Annotated in this window: 22 protein-coding genes and 1 other annotated feature; of the genes, 17 read left to right on the forward strand and 5 right to left on the reverse strand. The window is 36.1% G+C overall.

The window, feature by feature from the left end:
• The first annotated feature begins 57 nt into the window (after nucleotides 1-57).
• The 8 genes from OZX56_RS09075 (at nucleotide 58) to OZX56_RS09110 (ending at nucleotide 7,941) form a co-directional block, all read left to right on the forward strand.
• Nucleotides 58-2,400 carry an ABC transporter ATP-binding protein/permease gene (locus OZX56_RS09075; protein ID WP_277139678.1) on the forward strand — a complete coding sequence of 781 codons (2,343 nt, stop codon included), beginning with the start codon at nucleotides 58-60 and terminating at the stop codon, nucleotides 2,398-2,400.
• A gap of 170 nt (nucleotides 2,401-2,570) precedes the next feature.
• A complete protein-coding gene (locus OZX56_RS09080; RefSeq protein WP_277139679.1) occupies nucleotides 2,571-4,910 on the forward strand; it encodes an ABC transporter ATP-binding protein/permease in 2,340 nt (779 codons plus the stop codon).
• Nucleotides 4,911-5,020: 110 nt separating this feature from the next.
• Nucleotides 5,021-5,293 carry a DUF2087 domain-containing protein gene (locus OZX56_RS09085; protein WP_277139680.1) on the forward strand — a complete coding sequence of 91 codons (273 nt, stop codon included), beginning with the start codon at nucleotides 5,021-5,023 and terminating at the stop codon, nucleotides 5,291-5,293.
• An 85-nt stretch (nucleotides 5,294-5,378) separates the two neighbouring features.
• A complete protein-coding gene (locus tag OZX56_RS09090; RefSeq protein WP_277125354.1) occupies nucleotides 5,379-6,092 on the forward strand; it encodes a glucosamine-6-phosphate deaminase in 714 nt (237 codons plus the stop codon).
• Between the two features lie 136 nt (nucleotides 6,093-6,228).
• Complete coding sequence (amaP, locus tag OZX56_RS09095) at nucleotides 6,229-6,783, forward strand: alkaline shock response membrane anchor protein AmaP (RefSeq protein ID WP_277139681.1); 555 nt, start codon at nucleotides 6,229-6,231, stop codon at nucleotides 6,781-6,783.
• A 10-nt stretch (nucleotides 6,784-6,793) separates the two neighbouring features.
• Complete coding sequence (locus OZX56_RS09100) at nucleotides 6,794-6,973, forward strand: DUF2273 domain-containing protein (protein WP_277125350.1); 180 nt, start codon at nucleotides 6,794-6,796, stop codon at nucleotides 6,971-6,973.
• A gap of 24 nt (nucleotides 6,974-6,997) precedes the next feature.
• On the forward strand, nucleotides 6,998-7,507 hold the full coding sequence (locus tag OZX56_RS09105; RefSeq protein WP_277139682.1) for an Asp23/Gls24 family envelope stress response protein: 510 nt from the start codon (nucleotides 6,998-7,000) through the stop codon (nucleotides 7,505-7,507).
• A gap of 158 nt (nucleotides 7,508-7,665) precedes the next feature.
• On the forward strand, nucleotides 7,666-7,941 hold the full coding sequence (locus OZX56_RS09110; RefSeq protein WP_277139683.1) for a helix-turn-helix transcriptional regulator: 276 nt from the start codon (nucleotides 7,666-7,668) through the stop codon (nucleotides 7,939-7,941).
• A 392-nt stretch (nucleotides 7,942-8,333) separates the two neighbouring features.
• On the opposite strand, the gene OZX56_RS09115 is transcribed toward OZX56_RS09110, so the two are convergent.
• Complete coding sequence (locus tag OZX56_RS09115) at nucleotides 8,334-8,858, reverse strand: adenylylsulfate kinase (protein WP_277139684.1); 525 nt, start codon at nucleotides 8,856-8,858, stop codon at nucleotides 8,334-8,336.
• A gap of 134 nt (nucleotides 8,859-8,992) precedes the next feature.
• Between OZX56_RS09115 and OZX56_RS09120 the strand changes: the two genes are divergently transcribed.
• The 6 genes from OZX56_RS09120 (at nucleotide 8,993) to OZX56_RS09145 (ending at nucleotide 13,878) form a co-directional block, all read left to right on the forward strand.
• The gene (locus OZX56_RS09120; protein WP_277139685.1) at nucleotides 8,993-9,613 is read left to right on the forward strand and encodes a hypothetical protein; all 621 of its coding nucleotides are present in this window, start codon (nucleotides 8,993-8,995) and stop codon (nucleotides 9,611-9,613) included.
• A gap of 212 nt (nucleotides 9,614-9,825) precedes the next feature.
• Nucleotides 9,826-10,473 (forward strand): deoxynucleoside kinase, encoded by a 648-nt coding sequence (locus OZX56_RS09125; RefSeq protein WP_277125341.1) that lies wholly within the window; start codon nucleotides 9,826-9,828, stop codon nucleotides 10,471-10,473.
• A gap of 13 nt (nucleotides 10,474-10,486) precedes the next feature.
• Nucleotides 10,487-11,173, forward strand: a complete 687-nt coding sequence (locus OZX56_RS09130; RefSeq protein WP_277125339.1) for a deoxynucleoside kinase — start codon at nucleotides 10,487-10,489, stop codon at nucleotides 11,171-11,173.
• Between the two features lie 87 nt (nucleotides 11,174-11,260).
• Nucleotides 11,261-11,494 (forward strand) — a binding site (T-box leader).
• A gap of 225 nt (nucleotides 11,495-11,719) precedes the next feature.
• On the forward strand, nucleotides 11,720-12,361 hold the full coding sequence (locus tag OZX56_RS09135; protein ID WP_277125337.1) for an amino acid ABC transporter permease: 642 nt from the start codon (nucleotides 11,720-11,722) through the stop codon (nucleotides 12,359-12,361).
• Nucleotides 12,362-12,375: 14 nt separating this feature from the next.
• Nucleotides 12,376-13,029, forward strand: coding sequence for an amino acid ABC transporter ATP-binding protein (locus OZX56_RS09140; protein ID WP_277139686.1), 654 nt, complete (start codon nucleotides 12,376-12,378; stop codon nucleotides 13,027-13,029).
• Nucleotides 13,030-13,878 (forward strand): amino acid ABC transporter substrate-binding protein, encoded by an 849-nt coding sequence (locus tag OZX56_RS09145; RefSeq protein WP_277139687.1) that lies wholly within the window; start codon nucleotides 13,030-13,032, stop codon nucleotides 13,876-13,878.
• Here the strand turns inward: OZX56_RS09145 and OZX56_RS09150 are convergent.
• The gene (locus OZX56_RS09150; protein ID WP_277139688.1) at nucleotides 13,875-14,666 is read right to left on the reverse strand and encodes a Cof-type HAD-IIB family hydrolase; all 792 of its coding nucleotides are present in this window, start codon (nucleotides 14,664-14,666) and stop codon (nucleotides 13,875-13,877) included. The two genes, OZX56_RS09145 and OZX56_RS09150, sit on opposite strands and share 4 nt — an antisense overlap.
• A gap of 224 nt (nucleotides 14,667-14,890) precedes the next feature.
• Between OZX56_RS09150 and OZX56_RS09155 the strand changes: the two genes are divergently transcribed.
• From OZX56_RS09155 to OZX56_RS09165, 3 genes are all read left to right on the forward strand, one after another.
• A complete protein-coding gene (locus OZX56_RS09155; RefSeq protein WP_277139689.1) occupies nucleotides 14,891-16,198 on the forward strand; it encodes an NCS2 family permease in 1,308 nt (435 codons plus the stop codon).
• A gap of 171 nt (nucleotides 16,199-16,369) precedes the next feature.
• Nucleotides 16,370-17,680, forward strand: a complete 1,311-nt coding sequence (locus tag OZX56_RS09160; protein WP_277139690.1) for an NCS2 family permease — start codon at nucleotides 16,370-16,372, stop codon at nucleotides 17,678-17,680.
• A gap of 84 nt (nucleotides 17,681-17,764) precedes the next feature.
• Nucleotides 17,765-18,430 carry a type II CAAX endopeptidase family protein gene (locus OZX56_RS09165; RefSeq protein ID WP_277139691.1) on the forward strand — a complete coding sequence of 222 codons (666 nt, stop codon included), beginning with the start codon at nucleotides 17,765-17,767 and terminating at the stop codon, nucleotides 18,428-18,430.
• Between the two features lie 106 nt (nucleotides 18,431-18,536).
• Here OZX56_RS09165 and OZX56_RS09170 read toward each other — a convergent pair whose 3' ends face one another.
• The 3 genes from OZX56_RS09170 to gndA all read right to left on the reverse strand — a co-directional run bounded on the left by OZX56_RS09170 (nucleotide 18,537) and on the right by gndA (nucleotide 21,179).
• Complete coding sequence (locus OZX56_RS09170) at nucleotides 18,537-19,028, reverse strand: CPBP family intramembrane glutamic endopeptidase (RefSeq protein ID WP_277139692.1); 492 nt, start codon at nucleotides 19,026-19,028, stop codon at nucleotides 18,537-18,539.
• Nucleotides 19,029-19,317: 289 nt separating this feature from the next.
• A complete protein-coding gene (locus OZX56_RS09175; RefSeq protein WP_277139693.1) occupies nucleotides 19,318-19,509 on the reverse strand; it encodes an immunity protein in 192 nt (63 codons plus the stop codon).
• A 284-nt stretch (nucleotides 19,510-19,793) separates the two neighbouring features.
• On the reverse strand, nucleotides 19,794-21,179 hold the full coding sequence (gene gndA / locus OZX56_RS09180; protein WP_277139694.1) for an NADP-dependent phosphogluconate dehydrogenase: 1,386 nt from the start codon (nucleotides 21,177-21,179) through the stop codon (nucleotides 19,794-19,796).
• Nucleotide 21,180 lies beyond the last annotated feature (1 nt).

Below are 21,180 nucleotides of genomic sequence, written 5' to 3' on the forward strand. Positions count from 1 at the left end.
AGCTTATTGTTATATTACATAGGTTATTATTAGCATTATCTAGAAGGAAATACCACCATGCTTCAACTACAAAATTTATCTAAATCTTATCATGTCGGAGATACTATTACTCATGCTTTAGATGACGTTTCTATCTCTTTTCGTAAGCAAGAATTTGTTGCTGTTTTAGGACCAAGCGGTTCTGGAAAAACCACTTTATTAAATGTTATCGGCGGTTTAGACCGTTATGATCGCGGCGACCTAATCATCAATGGTAAATCTACCCAAGATTTCTCTGATACCGATTGGGACGCGTACCGTAATAATTCCGTTGGTTTTGTTTTTCAAAACTATAATTTGATTTCTCATCTATCAATTATTGCCAATGTAGAACTGGGAATGAATCTTTCTGGCATCCCTGCTAAGCAGAGAAATGAACGAGCAATGGATGCACTAACTAAGGTTGGTTTAAAAGACCAAGTTAACAAACGCCCTAGTCAACTATCTGGTGGACAAATGCAGCGAGTAGCTATCGCCCGTGCTCTAGCCAATAATCCTGATATCTTACTTTGCGACGAACCGACAGGTGCACTTGATAGTCAAACATCTGAACAGATTATGCAATTAATCAAAGAATTGTCTAAAGAGCGCCTAGTAATTATGGTGACTCACAATCAAGAAATTGCTCAAAAATATGCCACTAGAATTGTTAATTTTAAAGATGGCAAAATTCTGAATGATTCACGTCCTTATGAACAAACAGAACAAGAAGATACCTTCAAACTCAAGCGGACTAAAATGTCTTACTGGAATGCAATCAAACTTAGTTTTACTAATATCATGAGTAAAAAGGGGCGTACTGCACTGACTGCTTTTGCTGCTAGTATTGGTATTATTTCTATTGCTGTTGTCTTAGCGATTTCCAATGGCTTCCAAAAACAGATTGACATGACCATGAGTAAATCATTGGCAAAATATCCAGTCATTATCAACGAATCAATTAGTGATGTTAATGCCGTTACTAGCCAACAAAGTTCTTCAGACAAAATGGCCAAAAATCATGGTTATATTAAGGCTGAGAAAGATAAAATGGCCCAATCTCTGCATGTCAATAAAATCACGCCACAATATACTAAGTACATTAATAAGATGAATCCCGATGATGCTAACAACATTTCCTATCAAAGAGGTACTAATCTCAACTTACTAACCAAAAACAATCATAAAATTGAGCGAGTCATCTTTTCACCCAATGACACCCATAATGCTCAAAACAGTGATGCTGTACGTGCTCAAGCAATTAACTTTACTGGTGTTGGTACCTCAGTGTTTCCAACAACTCTTAATACCAATAAGCAAACATTTCTTAAACAAAATTACCAATTATTATCAGGTTCCTGGCCAAAAAAGCCAACTGACTTGGTAATGGTTGCTGATAACCAAAATACAGTCAATATTAATTGTCTTAAAAACCTTGGTTATAACTTGAAAATCGGCGACAAAGTAAACTTCAAACGCTTACTAGGTAAAAAATTCAAAATTGTTAATAACGACAATTACTATGAAAAAACTCCAACTGGTCTTTTTGTACCTAAACCAGCTGATCAAGAAATGTATCATAGCAATGGTATTACTTTACATCTCAAAGCAGTTATTCGCCCTAAAGATGAAAATTCAATGTCACTTCTAGCCGACGGTATTGCTTATAGTGACGAGTTAGCCAAACAGATCATTAAAGCTAACCAAAATTCTGAAATTGTAAAAGCACAAAAGAAGTCTAAACATAATGTCTTAAACGGCCAAACAGTTAATTCCTATGGTCGAAAGAGAGTTATTGAAAGCCTTGGTGGAGTCTCACTTCCCACTGGATTTATGATTTATCCTAATGACTTTAAGGCCAAAGATCGCGTTTTAGACTATCTGAATAATTGGAATGCAGGTAAGCCTAAAGAGGAGCGAATTATTTACTCCGATATGTCTAGCGCTGTTACTTCAATGACAGGAGGTATTATTAATGGTATTACCTACGTCTTAATCGCTTTTGCCGCTATTGCCTTAATTACTTCAATGATTATGATTGGAATTCTAACCTATACTTCAGTTCTAGAACGTACTAAAGAAATTGGGGTCTTAAAAGCATTGGGTGCTCGCAAAAAAGATATTACACGAGTCTTTGATGCCGAAACTTTTATTCTAGGAATCTTTTCCGGCATATTAGGAGTTACAATTGCTTATCTGCTAAGTTTTCCAATCAACAGTGTATTTGTAAAAGTCACTGGCTTAGCAAATGTTGCCCAGCCTAATCCATTACACATTCTTATTTTGATTATTGTTTCAACTATCTTAACCCTAATTGGTGGCCACATTCCAGCACGTATCGCTGCTAAAAAAGATGCCGCTATTGCCTTAAGAAGTGAGTAAATTTACTATTATTCATTAAAAGCCAACTATTTTTGTAGTTGGTTTTTAATTTGGATATTTTTTAGCTTCAAACTTAAACTGATCTTAACAATTATCACTAGCTTCACTGTTTTATCCATGTTAGACTTGTTTCTATCAATGTATATATAAAGAAAAGAGCGATAAACAATATGTTACAACTAAAAGACTTACGAAAGTCCTATCACGTTGGTGATACTATCACCCATGCACTTGACGATGTTTCCATTTCATTTCGTGACCAGGAATTCGTAGCTATCTTAGGGCCAAGTGGCTCCGGTAAAACTACTATGCTAAACGTCATTGGCGGACTCGACCAATACGATAGTGGTGACCTGATTATTAATGGTAAATCTACCAAGAATTTCAAAGAAACCGATTGGGATGCATACCGCAACAATTCTGTCGGCTTCGTTTTCCAAAATTACAATCTAATTTCTCACCTTTCAATTATCGATAACGTTGAATTAGGGATGAATTTATCTGGTGTTCCAACTAAAGAACGCCATGAACGTGCACAGGCTGCTTTAGAACAAGTTGGCTTGAAAGAACAAGTTAATAAGCGCCCTAACCAATTATCCGGTGGACAAATGCAACGGGTAGCTATTGCTCGGGCATTAGCTAATGACCCAGATATCTTACTTTGTGACGAACCAACTGGTGCTTTAGATACCGAAACATCTGAACAAATCATGAAATTAATTAAACGCTTGTCAAAAGATCGTTTAGTTATCATGGTAACTCACAACCCGGAGCTTGCTAACGAATATGCCACTAGAACTGTTAACTTCCAAGATGGTAAGATTCTGAATGATTCTGATCCTTATAATCCAAAAGAAGAAAAAGACACGTTCAAGTTAAAGCGCACTAAGATGTCATATTGGAACGCAATTAAACTTAGTTTTACCAACATTTTAACTAAAAAAGGTCGAACGATCTTAACCGCCTTTGCCTCAAGCATCGGAATTATTTCAATTGCGATTGTTCTAGCTATCTCTAACGGTTTTCAAAAGCAAATTGACAATACTATGAGTAAGGCATTAGCTAAATATCCAGTTTCAATTAATCAAACTGCGATTGATGGTACAGCTTTGACTAAGATTAAGGACACAGACAAAACTGCTAAAAATAAAGGCTATTTAACTGCTGAAAAAGACCTCAATCAAGAAACATCACGACAAAATAAGATTACCCCTGAATACGTGAAATACGTTAAAAAGATTAATCCTGATTATGCCAACAATGTTTCTTTTCAGCGAGCTGTTAAATTGAACTTATTGGGCAAAGTCGACGGTAAAACCAAAGCTGTTACTTTCTCGCAAAATGCTCAAGATAGTGAACAATCGATTGCCAATATTCGTTCCCAAGCAATTAGTGCACTTGGCGCTGGTTCATCAGTCTTTCCAACTGAACTAAACAATAGAAAAGGTTCAGTTCTAAAGGAAAATTACCAATTACTATCTGGTTCTTGGCCGAAGAAAGCAACTGATATCGTACTGGTCGCCGATCGCCGCAACACCGTTAATATTAATTCTTTAAAGAACCTTGGCTTCAAAGTCAAAGCTAATGAAAAAGTTAAGTTCAACAAGTTAATCGGACAAGAATTTAGAGTCGCTGATAATAACGATTTCTACGAACAATTACCGACTGGAATGTTTGTTCCTAAAAAAATCAATTCTACAATGTACAATAAGGCGAAAACTAAATTACATTTAGTAGCAGTTATTCGGCCAAAGAACAAGGATTCACTGTCTCCTTTATCTTCGGGAATTGCTTATAGTGACAAATTAACCAAAAAAATAATTAAAACTAATAAAAAGTCAGATATTGTTAAAGCCCAAAAGAAGACAAACTCGAATGTTTTAACTGGCCAAAAGATGAAATCTTCTGAAAAGAAGCAAGTTATGCAAACTATTGGTGGTTCTAGTACACCAACTGGCATTATGATTTATCCAACTGACTTTGATGCTAAAGACAAAGTCTTGAAGTACCTCGACAAATGGAACAAAGGCAAAGCTAAAGATGACAAAGTTGTTTATACCGACATGTCAAGTGCCGTTACAACAATGACTGGTGGCCTGCTTAACGGTATCACTTATGTATTAGTAGCCTTTGCAGCAATTTCATTAATTACTTCCATGATTATGATTGGTATTCTAACTTACACTTCTGTTCTTGAACGTACTAAGGAGATCGGTGTCCTTAAGGCGCTTGGAGCTCGTAAAAAAGATATTACTCGTGTCTTTGACGCTGAAACCTTTATCTTAGGAATTTTCTCTGGGGCACTTGGAGTTGGTGTAGCCTACCTATTGACCTTCCCAATCAATAGTGTACTTTATAACATCAGTAGCTTATCCAATGTTGCTCAACTCAATCCAACTCATGCTCTAGTTTTAATCATTATTTCAACGATTTTAACTCTGCTAGGTGGACATATTCCGGCAAGATTAGCTGCTAAGAAAGATGCAGCAATTGCATTAAGAAGTGAATAAGATAATTTTAAAAAGCACAATTAATGTTCCACATGAAACAGCATTGATTGCGCTTTTTTATTTTACCAAATTGTGCTATGCTGCATTAAATTAAGAAAGGACATATTATTATGAATGAGCAAGAGCAAGACATTATTAGTCGCTACTTAGATAACGATGGTTTCGTCAAAACATGGCCAGGTAAAGCCAAAAAGCGGGAATTAATCTTAAAATACTTAGCTAGCAAATTTACACCTGGTCAAAAATATTCAGAACCTGAGGTCAATTTGTTACTACGGCAGTACATTGATGATTATGTTACCAGACGCCGTGATTTAGTTGAAAGCAATCTATTGCAAAGAACTGATGACGGTCGCGTTTATTGGATTAATTCCAAAAATTAAACTTCTTTTTCTACTACAATTGCTAGTTGACAAATTGGCATATACCAATTTATAATAAAACTAACAATTACAAGGAGGAGAATTTATGAAAATTATCACTACTAAGGACGCAGCTGCTGGCGGTGTTCAAGCATTTAAAGTTTTTGAAGCAGGTATTAACAACGGTGCCAAAGTATTAGGATTAGCTACTGGCTCTACGCCATTATCACTCTATCAAGAATTGGTTAACAGTGATTTAGATACCAGTAACTTAACCAGTGTTAATTTGGATGAGTATGTTGGTCTAACACCTGATAATGATCAAAGTTACCACTACTTCATGCAGAAACACTTATTTGACCAAAAACCGTTCAAAAAAACTTATGTCCCTGATGGTATTAAGGCCGCTAGCGACCCAGAAGGTGCCTCAGCTGATTACGATCAGATTATTAAAGAAAACCCGATTGATATTCAACTTTTAGGTATCGGACAAAACGGACATATCGCTTTCAACGAACCTGGGACTGCTTTTGATTCTGTCACTCATGAAGTTAAGTTAACTGATAACACGATTCAAGCCAATTCCCGTTTCTTCAACGATATTACCGAAGTACCTACTTCTGCAATCTGCATGGGTATCGCCAACATTATGTCAGCTAAGAAGATCGTATTGATGGCCTTTGGCGCAAACAAAGCTGATGCTGTTAAGCAAATGATTGAAGGGCCAGTTACTGAAGAAGTACCGGCTTCAATTTTACAAAAACATAATGACGTAACAGTCATTGTTGATGAAGCAGCAGCCAGCAAATTAAATAATTAATTAAAAGATGCAGTAATGCATCTTTTTTTGTTATAAAGTGTATCAACTAAAAAGCATATACTTATTAGCGCATATTATTAGACTGTTAAAATAGTCCGTATTAGAATCAAGATAAAGGTTGAAAGGATGTGATAAATTGAAACGAAGTAAAAAATGGTTATTGATTGTAGGTTCAATTCTACTATTGCCACCTCCAATCTATCTTTTGTGGGCAACAAGTCCAGTTTGGCAAAAGTACTTGCAGCTTAGCCTGCCCCACTTGGGAAAACTTGATCCAATATTTGCTTGGTATCTAATCGGTATTAGCGCACTTGTGCTAGTGATTTTAATTATTGGCATAATTGTTCTACTATTTTGGCCAACTCAGAGAAACTTTAATTTGATCCATAAGCGATCCGGTCAAGTTAAAGTTACAAGTAAGGCAATCAACGGCTACGTTTTGAATTCTTTAGCAGATGTTCCTTATCTAAGCAACGCTAAAGTCGAATCACGATTGACCAAACGTCACGTTAAGATTAAAGTCAACGGTGATTTAGGTGCAGGTGAAGATATTGCTAATCTACTCAACAATTATCTTGAGCAGCTAAAAGGTGACCTAAAGCAACTATTAGGTATTGAGCAAAAGCCAAAAATTAAGATTAATTTTACCAATTATCACAATTCAGAAAAGCCTGAAAAGCGCGTTCAGTAAGGAGGTAGAGATGAAAGAAATTTTGCAAAAATACCTCCCAGAAATAAGCGGTGCAGTTATCGGGATATTATTAGCACTTTGCTTTTTAGGACTGGGATTCTTCAAAACTATTTTTGTAATTGTCATGCTAGTATGTGGCGGTCTCATTGGTCATTACTGGCCAATTCTAAAAAAGTTACAAAATAAATAACTATTCGAAAGGAGTTTTTTTACAATGGCACAAACAAATTCAAAGCAAACAGTTAAAGGCGATCTAAAATATGATTCTAAAGTGGTCCAAAAAATAGTTGGTATTGCCCTTTCAGATATCAAAGGCTTACTAACTGTCGATGGTGGCTTCTTCTCCAATTTAACTGATAAAATCGTCAACAATGATGATGTTACCTCTGGTGTAAACGTCGAAGTTGGTAAAACGCAAGTAGCAGTTGACATTGATATTGTCGCTGAATACGGTGTACAAATCACTAAGTTGTATGATGAAATTAAAGAAAAAATCTACAATAAAATTAAAGACATGACTGGCCTTGAAACAGTTGAAGTTAACGTAACTGTCGTTGACATCAAGACTAAAAAACAACATGAAAAAGATTCAGTTAGTCTGCAGGATCGTCTTTCAGGAGCAACTAAGACTGCCGAAGACAAGATTGATGATCAAAAAGAAAAACTTGATCAGAAGCAAAAAGAAAATAAAGAACAAAAAGCTGAACAACAAAGAGTTAAATAATTTGCTTATTAAATTACCAAAAAGATGTGGTGCCAACGTACCACATCTTTTTTATTTCCTGGGAAATACTTCCTTTAACTAGCAATAATGCAAGGAATCTCTGCTTGTTTTAATTTCCAAACTATTCATAATTAATAGTAATTCGGGAGGAACAAACAATGAAATTTGGTGAGCACTTAAAACAAGCGCGAATTGCTAAGAACTTAACTCAAACAGAAGTCGCAAAGTATTTCTTTGTGAGCAGACAAACAATTTCTAGCTGGGAAAATGAAAAGACCTATCCCGACATAGAGAGTCTTATCAAGTTAAGTAATTACTATCAAATCTCACTTGATACATTATTAAAGGAGGATACAGGAATGCGTGAATATTTAGAGAAAAAAGATGTTGCAAAAGAATTGAAGGTAATCTCAAAAGATTTAAACTGGGTATAGCCATAATTTTGGTGATTCTTTTTGCTAATACATTTGATATTATTAATTTACATGGTCTCTCACTACCATTATTAATAATTGAATATCTCATTGCAGCAATAAACGGCCACATTAGAAAATTTAATCGTGAAAAATCTTTAGGAATAAAATATAAGGCACGTGAGTTTGCAAATAAACATAAATGGATCCCTTATCTTATTTTTATAATCCCTATGCTAATTCTAGTAATAGTTGAACTGGCAAAAGAACCTAAAACGGAATATCTTGATTCGATAATTGCATATGTAGTAGTCATCTCAATTTTTGTTTGGCTTTTTCATTTAATCATTAAACACCTTAATCGCTAAAATTTCAGTACACCAACAAATAGTTGTTCCACGTAAAACATTAACTTATTCGATTAACTTTCTAACTTGGGCTACTTCTTGAGCAATTGAAGTCGTACCATCTAAAATTAAATCAGCACTTTGAGCTACATAGCTCTGATTGTCAACAAAATATGGTCTTGCTTGGGATAAATATGTCTTTGCCCAGTTAATTATTTCTTGAGCATTGCTTGACTGCTCATCTCGAATCAATTGACGTGCAAAAGTAATATCAAGTGGTGTATTCAAATAAACTACCCAATCAATGTATGGCCTTAATTCTTGATGATAATATCCAAAAGGAAAGTCAAGTAAAATTAGTGGAATTTGGTGATAGCTCTGCTTAAAATCAAGCATTAACTCACTAATATCATATTGATTAATTGCTTTTTTTAGTGGTATCTTAATGTTTGGAGTAGTACTTAATTGAACAATGTCATAGTCATCAAAAGATAGCACCGTACTCTCTAAACATATTTGTTTTAAAGCGGTAATCAAACTAGTCTTTCCACTTGCTGTGATACCACTAACTACCAATACTTTGGTTTCCAATTCAAGCACTTCCCTTCATCTAGATTCTACCATATCGTTATAAAAGTTTTACTTTTATATTGTCAATGCCAAACCTTATAAGTTATAATTAAAGCATAAAATAGCTACTGTTTATAATGTAGAAAGGGAATATTATGAAAAAAACGGTTAAACTTTTAGGCTTAGTTGTTGCTGCACTGGGGCTAACTAGTAGTGTGTTTACAGCTGATGTTAGTGCAAAGAAAGCTAAGACTAGCCAAGTTTCAAAGAAAAAGCAGGATAAAAAATATGGTATCAGCAAGTCCTTCAAATTTAGTAAAGATTTACAAGGTAAATGGTATAGCAATAACAATTTAACTCCTGAGCCATTGAATATCCACAAGTCTTCATTAGTCCTACCTGCTACTGGTAAAACAGCCAAAGTAGCAGTGATTGGTAAAGTTAAAGGCACCAAAAAGTACCCATGGCAAATGAGTAAAAGTTGGAAGAATAAACATGCTAAGACCTTTAAGAACGTCAAGCGTGGTACTACCAAAACAATTAGCGGCGTTAAATGGACTATCTTGAGCTCACCAACCGAAAAGTCAACTGCTGACGGTGACGCTTATGCTGTTCACAACGAAAAAGTTGATGATCAAACCATCAAAGTGGTTTTCGAAGCTGATCCAACAACAGGCAAGGTTTATAATCAATACTTCACCACTAAAGACTTAGCTGATAAGTATCAATCGACTAAATTTGCTGATATGACATACACAGAAGTTAACTGGCGGTAACTCATTGGTTTCACGTGTAACATTAGCAAAAGCATCAAGTCTAAACTTGATGCTTTTTATTGTGAAGCTGATAACTTGGATATTTTCTTCACTGTATTATACAAAATCACTTGACAAATTGTGAATTCTTAAAATTAACTTTTTCCTTGTTTACCACTACATCTCGTATTAAACTAAATAAGAGTCTACATGTTGTATTTTTAAGAAAGAACGTGATTCAAGTTATTGTTTTAAGTGGGCCAATTGGAGCCGGTAAATCCAGTTTAACCAGTATTCTAGCTGAGCATTTAGGGACACAAGCGTTTTATGAAGGCGTGGATAACAACCCCGTTTTGCCTTTGTATTATCAAGATATGAAGCGATATACTTTTTTACTTAATATCTACTTGCTGAACCATCGATTAGCGCAGATTAATCAAGCGGTACAGGATAAAAACAGCGTCTCAGATCGGTCAATCTATGAAGACGCGCTCTTTTTCAAGATGAATGCAGAAAATAAAGTTGCTGATCCAACCGAATTTAAGATCTATGACAGCTTACTCGAGAACATGATGGAAGATGTTCCTGGCAAGCCAAGTAAAAAGCCTGATCTACTTATTTACATTCATGTTTCGCTTGAAACAATGCTCAAACGGATTGAGAAGCGTGGTCGATCATTTGAACAAATTAGTACTGATCCTAGTTTAAAAGACTATTATGAGCGTTTAATTCGGTATTATGAGCCTTGGTATGAGGAATATGATGCTTCACCAAAAATTAAAATTGATGGCGATAAATATGACTTTATCGTTGACGAAGACGCCAAAAAAGCAGTTTTAAGCGAAATTGATAATAAATTACGCGAACTAGGAAATTTATAAAAGAAGGAACGTGATGACTGTTATTGTTTTAAGCGGGCCAATTGGAGCCGGTAAATCCAGTTTAACCAGTATTTTAGCTAATTATTTAGGAACTAAACCATTTTATGAAAGCGTTGATGACAATCCTGTCTTGCCGCTATTTTATGCCGATCCTAAAAAGTATGCCTTTTTGCTGCAAGTATTTTTCTTAAATACTCGCTTCCGCAGCATTAAAGATGCTCTAACAGAAGATAACAATGTCTTAGATCGATCCATCTATGAAGATGCTCTATTCTTCCAAATGAATGCCGATATCGGACGTGCAACCAAAGAAGAGGTCGACACATATTATGAGTTGCTCAATAATATGATGGGCGAACTCGATCATATGCCAAAAGAAAATCCCGACCTACTTGTCCATATTAACGTTTCATACGAAACTATGCTCAAGCGAATTGAAAAACGCGGCCGTCCTTATGAGCAGTTGAGTTATGATGCTACTCTTGAGGATTATTACAAACGGCTTTTGCGTTATTATAAGCCTTGGTACGAAAAATATGACTACTCACCTAAGATGGAAATTGATGGCGATCAACTTGACTTTATGACCGATGAAGATGATCGTCAAGTCGTTTTAGATCAAATTGTGGCTAAACTCAAGGAAGTTGGCAAGTTACCTGATTCTTGGGACAAATCAACTAGGGTCAAACTTACGGAATAACTAGAAGTGCTATCTTAACGATAGCTTTTTTAGTAATAAAAATAATACTTGACTTCTTGGTGTAAGTGACTATAATTAAAATAAATTTAAAAGGTTATGAGCAGACTAGTAATGTTATGGACTTGTTTAGAGAGTGTCAGTTGCTGTAAAGACACCAAGTACCAACATGAATCACACCTGCGAACCGTTTTTCTGAATCAGTAAGAAATTCCGGTGGTTCCGTTATCACTTCCAGTTTAATATTAATTATTAAACTGCTCGAGGTTGCTTATGTGAGTAAGCAACGAAGTTGAGGTGGAACCGCGTTAAGTCGTCCTCTTAGACACTATGTCTAAGATGGCGGCTTTTTTTACTTACTATTATTAGGAAATTCCGGTAGTCCCGTTATCGCTCCAATTCGAATATCACCATTTTTATGGCAATATTCGAACTGGTTGAGGTTATTTACGTGAGTAAATAACAAATTGAGGTGGAACAACGTCAAAGCGTCCTCTTAAGCTAGATAGCTTAAGAGGACGCTTTTTTATTTATCACAAGGAGAAAGTTATGGACTATATCGTTTCAATCATGCCTTCATTACTCTCAGGTGCCAAAATGACCCTGTCCCTGTTTTGTTGGACTCTAATCATTTCTATCCCACTAGGAATAGTTATCAGCTTAGGCCTGCTCTCCCATTTTAAGCCCTTGCGGCTGATACTTAAATTTTACGTATGGATCATGCGGGGTACACCACTATTATTGCAGCTAATTTTTATTTTCTATGGCTTGCCAATCATGGGTATCATCTTTCAGCGTTATGATGCGGCACTGTTTGCCTTTATCCTTAATTATGCTGCTTACTTTGCCGAAATCTTTCGCGGCGGTTTTCAAGCAATTCCCACTGGTCAATATGAAAGCGCCCGTGTCTTACGTTTATCAAAGCTGCAAACACTGCAACATATCATTATCCCCCAAGTAGTCAAAATCGTAATCCCATCAATTGGTAATGAAATCATCAATTTAGTTAAGGACACTTCACTAGTTTACGTAATTGGGCTTGGCGATCTGCTGCGTGCTGGGAACGTGGCAACTGCAAGAGATGTTACCTTAATTCCGTTAGTACTAGTTGGAATAATTTATTTATTCATGACTGGAATTGCATCATACCTACTAAAAAAATTGGAACAAAGCTTCAGTAAATGGAACTAAGGAGGAATGAAAATATGTTAGAACTTAAAAATATTACTAAAAATTTTGGTCAAAAAATCATTCTAAACCAGCTTAATTTGACGATTCCTAATGGTCAAATTTTAGCCATTGTTGGACCGTCTGGTGCTGGCAAAACTACTTTACTGCGCTGCCTTAGCGGACTTGAGCCAATTAATAGCGGTCAGTTTTTATGGGACGGCAAGACGTTTAATCCTGCAAATCCAGCTGATATCAAGCAAATTATCGGAGTTGTTTTTCAAGATTATCAATTATTCCCTAACCTAACGGTACTGGAAAATATTACTTTGGCTCCCACACTAGTTTTAAAAGAAGACCAGGCAACCGCAAAAGGCCAAGCGACCAAACTATTGCAAAAGCTTAATTTAATTGGTAAAAACAACTTATATCCGTCACAACTTTCTGGAGGTCAACAGCAACGAGTTGCTATTGCACGCGCTTTGGCCATGAAGCCCCAAATTCTCTGTTATGATGAACCTACCTCTGCACTTGATCCTGCATTACGCGGAACAGTCGCCGAGATTATTTTAAACTTGCAAAAAGAAGAGCAAATGACCCAAATCATAGTGACTCATGATCTGGACTTTGCTCAGGAAGTCGCCGATAAAATTTTTACAGTCGAGGCTCTCGACCAAAAGGGGGTAAAATAATTGAAACGCAAAAGTCTCTTTACCCTATTAATCCTAATCATTACAGCTGTAACTCTTACTGGCTGCAGTGATGTTTCTGTTGGCAAACGTGCTAATCAAACCGACAATTGGAGTCGCTTAAAAAAACGCGGTTACGTCACAATCGGCGTTGATGATACCTTTGTGCCTATGGGGTTTCGGCAGAAAAACGGCAAGCTAGTTGGCTATGACGTTGACCTGGCTAAGGCTGTATTTAAATTATATGGTCTTAAGGTCAGTTTTCAAACAATCGACTGGTCAATGAATACCACTGAATTAAAAAATGGTACTATTGACCTTATCTGGAATGGCTTTACTAAGACTCCCGCTCGTAAAGCTAAAGTCGCATTCAGTAAGACTTATCTATATTCAGAACAAGTTCTGGTTTCCCTACGCAAAAACAAAATTAAAACTTATACTGATATGACCAATAAAACCCTAGGTGCGCAAACCGGTTCGTCTGGCTATAATGACATTATGGCGCAGCCAAAAGTGCTTAAAAATCGTATTAAAGACCATGATCCCGTGTTATATGACTCATTCACCAATGCCTTTATTGATCTTAACGCGGGCCGTATTCAAGGGCTATTAATTGATAGTTCATATTCTGACTATTATATTGCTCGTCAAAAAGATCCCAACAACTTTATTTCCGTTAAGGGAGCCTTTCCCAAAGACGCTTTTGGCGTCGGTATGCGCAAAAGTGATCATACGCTTCAACGTAAAATCAATGCGGGACTTGATAAGCTAGCCAAAAATGGAACTCTAGCCAAGATTAATCGTAAGTGGTTTGGTAACAATGCCAATTCTCCTCTTTTGCCAAATAACTAAAACTTTGCCAAAGTAGCGGCAATGCCATCATGATTATTATCTAAGGTGGTAGTCTGAAACTTCTCTTTTAAATCAGCTGGTGCATTAGCCATCAAAACTGGATGTCCCACTGTTTCCAACATAGTTTCATCATTATAATTGTCCCCAAAAGCACAGCAATTCATTAATTCTACTTGTAAACTCTCAGCCATTATCTCGACTCCACGCCCTTTAGAGACTCCCTTAATCATTACTTCAAGTAAATTAGGCGCCGACTTAACGATATATAAGTCAGGATAACGGGGCGCTAGGTCTGCTTGTGCCTCATCTAAGCGCTGCGGAGTTCCCATTAACAAGACTTTATGGACACCTTGCAAATTTTTTAATTGCTCAAGCGAGGTTGCAGTAGCCTTTAAGCCAACAATTTGCTCTTCTTGTTCAACTAAAGAACGATTATTTCCTGGGGAATAATACCAGTCATAGCCACTATAAACGTTCCAAGCAATTCCATTATCATTTTTTTCGACATATTGGCAAATTTCTAATGCTTTAGCTGCTGTCATAAATTGGGAATTCAGTGCTTGCCCCATTTCATCTAGCACTAACGCGCCATTATAAGCAATCAGTGGGCATACCTTAGTAACCTGATCTGCTGCAGTCATTATTGCTTGCGGCATTCTCCCAGATACCGGAATGAATACATTGCCGTTAATAATCTGTTTACGTAAAGCATCACGGGTCTTAGGCGTTACTTTTAAAGCTGAATTGAGTAGCGTGCCGTCAATATCCGAAAAGATCAATCTATTCATTTTTTCTCCTTAACAAGTCTACTGCTTTTACTCTTAAAGCTATTTTAACGACTAGCTTGGTTAGTAGTCAATGAGCAGCGTAATTTCTGGTAATGCAGATGCTGTTTTATAAGCGAATGCTTCTCTCTATAATTCGGATTTGCATTTATTTTTTGTCGTGATAAACTATAATAGTTGTAAATTTATTTTAAAAACACGAACATTAAATTTCTGGGAGAAATAAAATGAACTTTATTAAGAGCTATTTTCAACTCGATAAATATAAAACTAGTATTAAAGTGGAATTTTTAGCTGGCTTAACTACATTTATCAGTATGTCCTATATCCTTTTCGTTAATCCAAGTGTCTTGGGAGCGAGTGGCATGGATAAAGGCGCTGTTTTCACTTCTACTGCCCTAGCTAGCGCTCTAGGTACAGCCATCATGGGGATCGTTGCCAATTATCCAATTGGTGAAGCACCAGCCCTAGGAATTAATGCTTTTTTCGCTTACACGGTTTGCGTTGGTATGCATGTTTCATGGGAAACAGCATTAGCAGCTGTCTTCGTGGCTTCAATCATTTTTGTCTTGATCACATTGTTTAAATTACGAGAAAAAATCATCAACGCTATTCCAGCTGACTTGAAATTTGCCATTTCTTCCGGAATCGGGCTGTTTATCGCCTTTTTAGGTTTACAAGATGGCGGGCTAATTGTCGCTAATAAATCAACTTTGGTTGGCTTAGGTTCTTTACATGATCCAGCTGTTTGGATTACCATTTTTGGTTTACTAATCACAGTTATTTTAATGATCATGAACGTCCCTGGTGCTATTTTTATCGGCATGGTTTTAGCGGCCATTTTCGGAATTATTACCGGTCAAATTGCCTTGCCAACTAAAATCGTTTCTTTGGCACCAAGTATTGCTCCTACTTTTGGTCAAGCCGTTTTCCACGTTAAAGATATCAATACCTTACAAATGTGGGTAGTTGTCTTAACTTTCCTATTAGTTACCTTTTTCGATACAGCTGGAACTTTAATCGGTCTAGCTCAACAAGCTGGCTTCATGAAAGACAACAAAATGCCTCGAGTTGGTAAAGCTTTAGCATCAGATTCTACCGCCATGATGGCTGGATCAATTCTTGGTACTTCCCCAGTTGGTGCCTTTGTAGAATCAAGTGCTGGAATTGCCGTTGGTGGTAGAACTGGCTTAACCGCAGTTTTTGTGGCCATTTTCTTCTTAATCTCAATGGTATTTAGTCCATTGATTGGATTATTCACAACTCACGTAACCGCACCTGCTCTAATTATTGTCGGCGTTTTAATGGCTCAAAATACGGCTCATATTCATTGGGATAAAATGGAAATTGCCGTACCAGCATTTCTGATTTTAATTGGTATGCCTCTGACTTATTCAATCTCTGATGGATTAGCATTAGGTATGATTACCTATCCAATTTGTATGCTGGCTGCCAAACGTGGAAAAGAAGTCACACCAATGATGTGGATTCTCTTTGTCGTCTTTATCTTCTTCCTTTGGGTTTTAAATTTCTAAAAGAAAAATTATTAAGAAAAGCAAGGTCAGCCAAAGCCTTGCTTTTTTGTTTATCCTTCTTTAAGAATATTTCCTAGGAAATATTTTCTAACTAAGATATGGCAATTAACTAGGTTTTAGTTATATACTAAATAAGTTAACTTTTGTATTTTTATTATTTTTGGAGGAAAAATGTCGACACTAGATAAAGTCTTTCATTTAAACGATGCTCATACCACTGTCAAACGTGAATTAATCGCTGCATTAACCACTTTCGTCAGCCTCTCCTACATCCTTTTTGTTAACCCGAACATTTTGCACGCAGCTGGTATTGATAAAGGAGCAGCATTTACGGTTACAGCCGTTTCAATTGCAATTGGCTGTTTCCTCATGGGATTTATTGCGAATTACCCGGTCGCGCTAGCTCCAACACTTGGCAGTGCAGCTTTCTTTGCCTACAACGTCTGCGGTGGCATGCACATCAACTGGCAAACTGCTTTAGCTGCTGTGCTAGTTGCCTCAATATTGTTTATCTTAATTACGGTATTAAAATTAAGAGAAAAAGTTGTGGATGCTATTCCCCAGGATCTTAAATATGCTATTTCTGCTGGAATTGGGTTATTTATCGCCTTTATTGGTTTGCAAAACGGTAAATTAATCGTCAATAGTGATTCAAACTTAGTTGCTTTAGGTAAGTTTAATACACCAGCCGTCTGGATCACTTTATTTGGCCTAGTGCTAACTGTTATCTTAATGGCAATGAATATCCCTGGTTCAATTTTCATTGGCATGGTAGTAACAGCTATCTTTGGCATTGTGATTGGGCAAATTCCTTTGCCTAGTCAAATCATTTCCATGCCTCCTAGTATTACTCCAACCTTTGGACAAGCGGTTTTCCATCTAAAAGATATTAACACACCGCAATTATTCATCGTAGTACTAACCTTTTTATTAGTAACCTTTTTCGACACTGCCGGCACATTAATTGGAATGACGGAACAAGCAGGCATGGTCGACCAAAATGGTAAGATACCACGCATTGGTCACGCCTTTTTATCAGATTCGCTAGCAATGGTGGAAGGGGCAGTTCTTGGGACCGCACCTCTGGGAACCTCAGTTGAATCAAGCGCTGGAATCGCGATGGGTGGACGCACCGGCCTGACTGCTGTCTTTATTGGTATCTTCTTTTTGATTAGCATGATTTTTAGTCCTTTATTAGCAGTAATCCCAACCACGGTTACCGCACCGGCTCTGATTATTGTTGGAGTATTAATGGCTGGCAACTTAAAGAAAATTAACTGGGATAAGTTTGAAATTGCCTTACCTGCTTTCTTAACCGTTGTTGGTATGCCGCTCACTTACAGTATTTCTAACGGCTTAGCACTAGGTATGATTGCCTACCCCATTACGATGATTGCTGCTAAGCAACCTAAAAAGGTCTCGCCGATGATGTATGTCCTATTAATAGTTTTCATTATTTTCTTTTTAGTAACCAATATGTAATCTAAGAAAACCGCTGAAATGGCGGTTTTTTGTATGAGTTTTATATGTTTCAAAAAGTATAAAAGAAGTATAGAGGAAATCATTATGGCTAACCTGATTAAGCAATTACTAAAACTAATATGCAAATTAATTATATTTGGCTTGCTTTTTATTCTTATTCAAATTCCAACTCTAGGAGAAGCTTTTTTACCTGGAGAAACTCCGACTAAGTTTAATTTTTTATTACATATAGGTATTATTTTATTCTCCACAATAATTATATTATGGTTTGTCACTATCTTTTATCATTCTTTAAATCATAAACCAATCTTTTCAAAAACCAACTTGGTAAAGAATTATAGTTTTGCTGCCTGCTTAGCCATGCTATCGCAAGTTCTGCAATCTTACATAGCTCTAATAAGTAAAACTAATGACAATGATACAGAATTATTCATGATTTCAAAATCTAGACTAGCTCCCATTTTAATGGTGACATTAATCTTTATATCTCCTCTTTTAGAAGAGTTGTTGTGGCAAGGAGCCCTACAAGGAGGAATCCTAAAAAGCTTTCATCCATTTTTTACAATATTAATCACTGGCTTATTGTTTGCGCTCGCACATGGATATTCTTTTTCCTACGATACATTAGAACTTTTTTGCTCGGGCTTAGCATATGCAATGACTTATTATTATACAGACGATTTAGGAGCAGCTATTTTCTGTCACGGTTTATCGAACTTTATCGTATATTCTACTAATTTTATTTTTTAATTTTTTGCAATACCTTATCTTAATTACTGGTAAAAATATTCACTCTATATGAATTAATTCATGCTACATATTATATTACTTTTTACCGCATGATACTTTAACCATGTTATTTATGTATTCTATCTTTATTAATAAATAGCTTTAATTGAATGAAAGAAATAAAACTACATATCATTGCTATCGCAAGAACTAAAATATACATAAACTTTAATTGTGAGCTTGATAATTTAATAGCTGATGATTGAACATTATATAAAACTGGTAAGTCATTCACAAAGTGAAATATTATAGGAAGGATTAGGCTTTTAGCAGTTAAATACAAGGCACCTGACAACATTCCAGCAGAAAAAACTAGGATCATTTGTAAAAAGACCATTTCAACAGGTACGTGCTCTATATTCACAATATGGCTAAATGCAAATCCAATACTACTTATCAATAATGAAGTAAAATATTTATAAGAGGTAAATTGCAAAGACAAGGGTAATACTATGCCACGAAATAATATTTCTTCTGCTAATGCTATAAACAAGGTAGTTATTAATACAAATATATCTGCTTTGTTATCAAATATTGCTTCAATATTTTTTGTTAACAATAAAAAAACTACTGCAGGGATACATGATAATATTTGGGTGAATATATGATTAAATGATATCACATTCAATTTTACATGAAAAAGTTTCTTATTCGAAATAAGTAATATAACTATTATAATAATATCACAACATACTTGATAATACTTACTAGGAATAATAAAATATAAAATTGACGGAAACAAAAGCATAACTATTGGAACTAATAAGATTAAAAATACTATGCTAATGAAGGTGTGCTTTTTATTCATAAATCTCCCTTAAGTAGTTTTTTCAGCTGGCAACATTGATTTAATAGCCATTTAGCAATAATCTAATACCTATCCCTAAAAATACAATTCCTAGAAAAGTGCCACTCCACAGTGCTAGAGGTAGAAATCGTGATGTAGTACCAACCTTTTTAACTGCCTTAAATGCACCATAAACTGTATAAAATTCCCAAATGCTAAGTAATACTACTACAATTCCAGTAAATCGTTCCATTGTATTTCCTCTGTCTTTGTAACCGATTACTTAAAACTTAATGCTATATTATATCGACTATTTGGATTTGTCAATAATTGCTTTTAGCTGCCAGAATGGTATGATTCATATATTTCTTTACCTACATAGATTTTGAAATAAAACCCAGTGCCCAACAACAAAATAGACTATCTTAGCTCTAAATCAAAAGGGTTAAATAGTCTATTTCTGTATTTATTGTTGACAAATTGCCGCCTTATGCAGCTTTTTGTAAGAGTTTTACTTGTGTTACACGTGTAACATAGTTATTTTTCTTCATACCATTCAGTATGGAAAATGCCTTCACGGTCATTACGATAATAAGTATGTGCACCGAAGTAATCCCGTTGACCTTGAATTAAGTTAGCAGGTAAACTTGGATTAAAAATTGATTCCAGGTAATTCAAAGCTGCACTCAAAGTTGGAGTTGGAATACCAGCTTTAGTAGCTAATTCAATTACTGCTCTCAGGGCTGGCAGATTTTTTTGCATTAAGCCTTTAAAGTAAGCATCTTGAAATAAATTGTCTAACTGCTTCCCATCAGCAAAGGCATTCTCAATATCTTCTAGCATTGACGAGCGAATAATACAGCCAGCTTCCCAATCCTGAGCAATAGCTGGATACCGTAAGTTCCAATGATAAGCATCAGCTGCCATTTTCAATTGTTGGAATCCTTGCGCATACGCTACTGCTTGCCCTAATTGCAAAGCTTTACCCAGATTATCAATTAAACCATTTGGTACTTCACCATTCCAAGTGATTTCTTGACCTTCACGCGTTGTTGCTTTGGACATAAATCTGGCCAAGACAGCTTCAGCGATTACGCTAATTGGTGCACCTAGATGAACACCATCTTCTAACATCCAATTACCGGTACCCTTGTAAGAAGCAACATTTAAGATATGATCAATCACGTCATCAGCTGTTAAGTCATCTTTTTGCTTCAAAACTTCACTAGTAATTTCACTTAGATAAGCCTGAACTAACCCTTGATTCCAATCAGCAAAGATCTTCGACATTTCTGCATTGCTTTTACCCGCTACTTTGCGTAACAGATCATATACTTCAGAAAATTCTTGCATAATACCATATTCAATCCCATTATGCACCATTTTGACATAATGACCACTACCTTCAGGACCAATAAAACTAACACATGGCCGACCTTGTGGCGTTTTAGCAGCGATTGCTTCTAAGATTGGTGCAACTTCACGGTAGGCTGCTTCATCTCCTCCTGGCATCAACGCAGGACCGTTTAATGCTCCTTCTTCACCACCTGACACGCCCATTCCAATGAAATGAATCCCATGTGCTTCCATTTCATGAAAGCGTCTGTTAGTATCATGAAAATTAGAGTTCCCACCGTCTAGAATGATATCACCTTTATCAAGTAAAGGTAGTAATTTCTGTAAAGTCTCATCAACCGGTTTACCGGCTGCAATTTGAATTAAAATTTTCCGTGGTTTTTCAAGTGAATTAACAAACTCTGCTAAAGAATAAGTCGGTAATAACTTTTCATCTTGATATTCTGCAAAAGCATCAACTTCTGGCTTATCAATACTATAACCAGAAACAGAAAAACCACTGTTTCGTACATTCAAGGCCAAGTTTTTGCCCATGACAGATAAGCCAATAACTCCAAATTGTTGCATC

Origin of the sequence: Lactobacillus sp. ESL0684, assembly GCF_029392675.1 — a bacterium.
In the GTDB taxonomy this organism is placed as follows: Bacteria; Bacillota; Bacilli; order Lactobacillales; family Lactobacillaceae; genus Lactobacillus.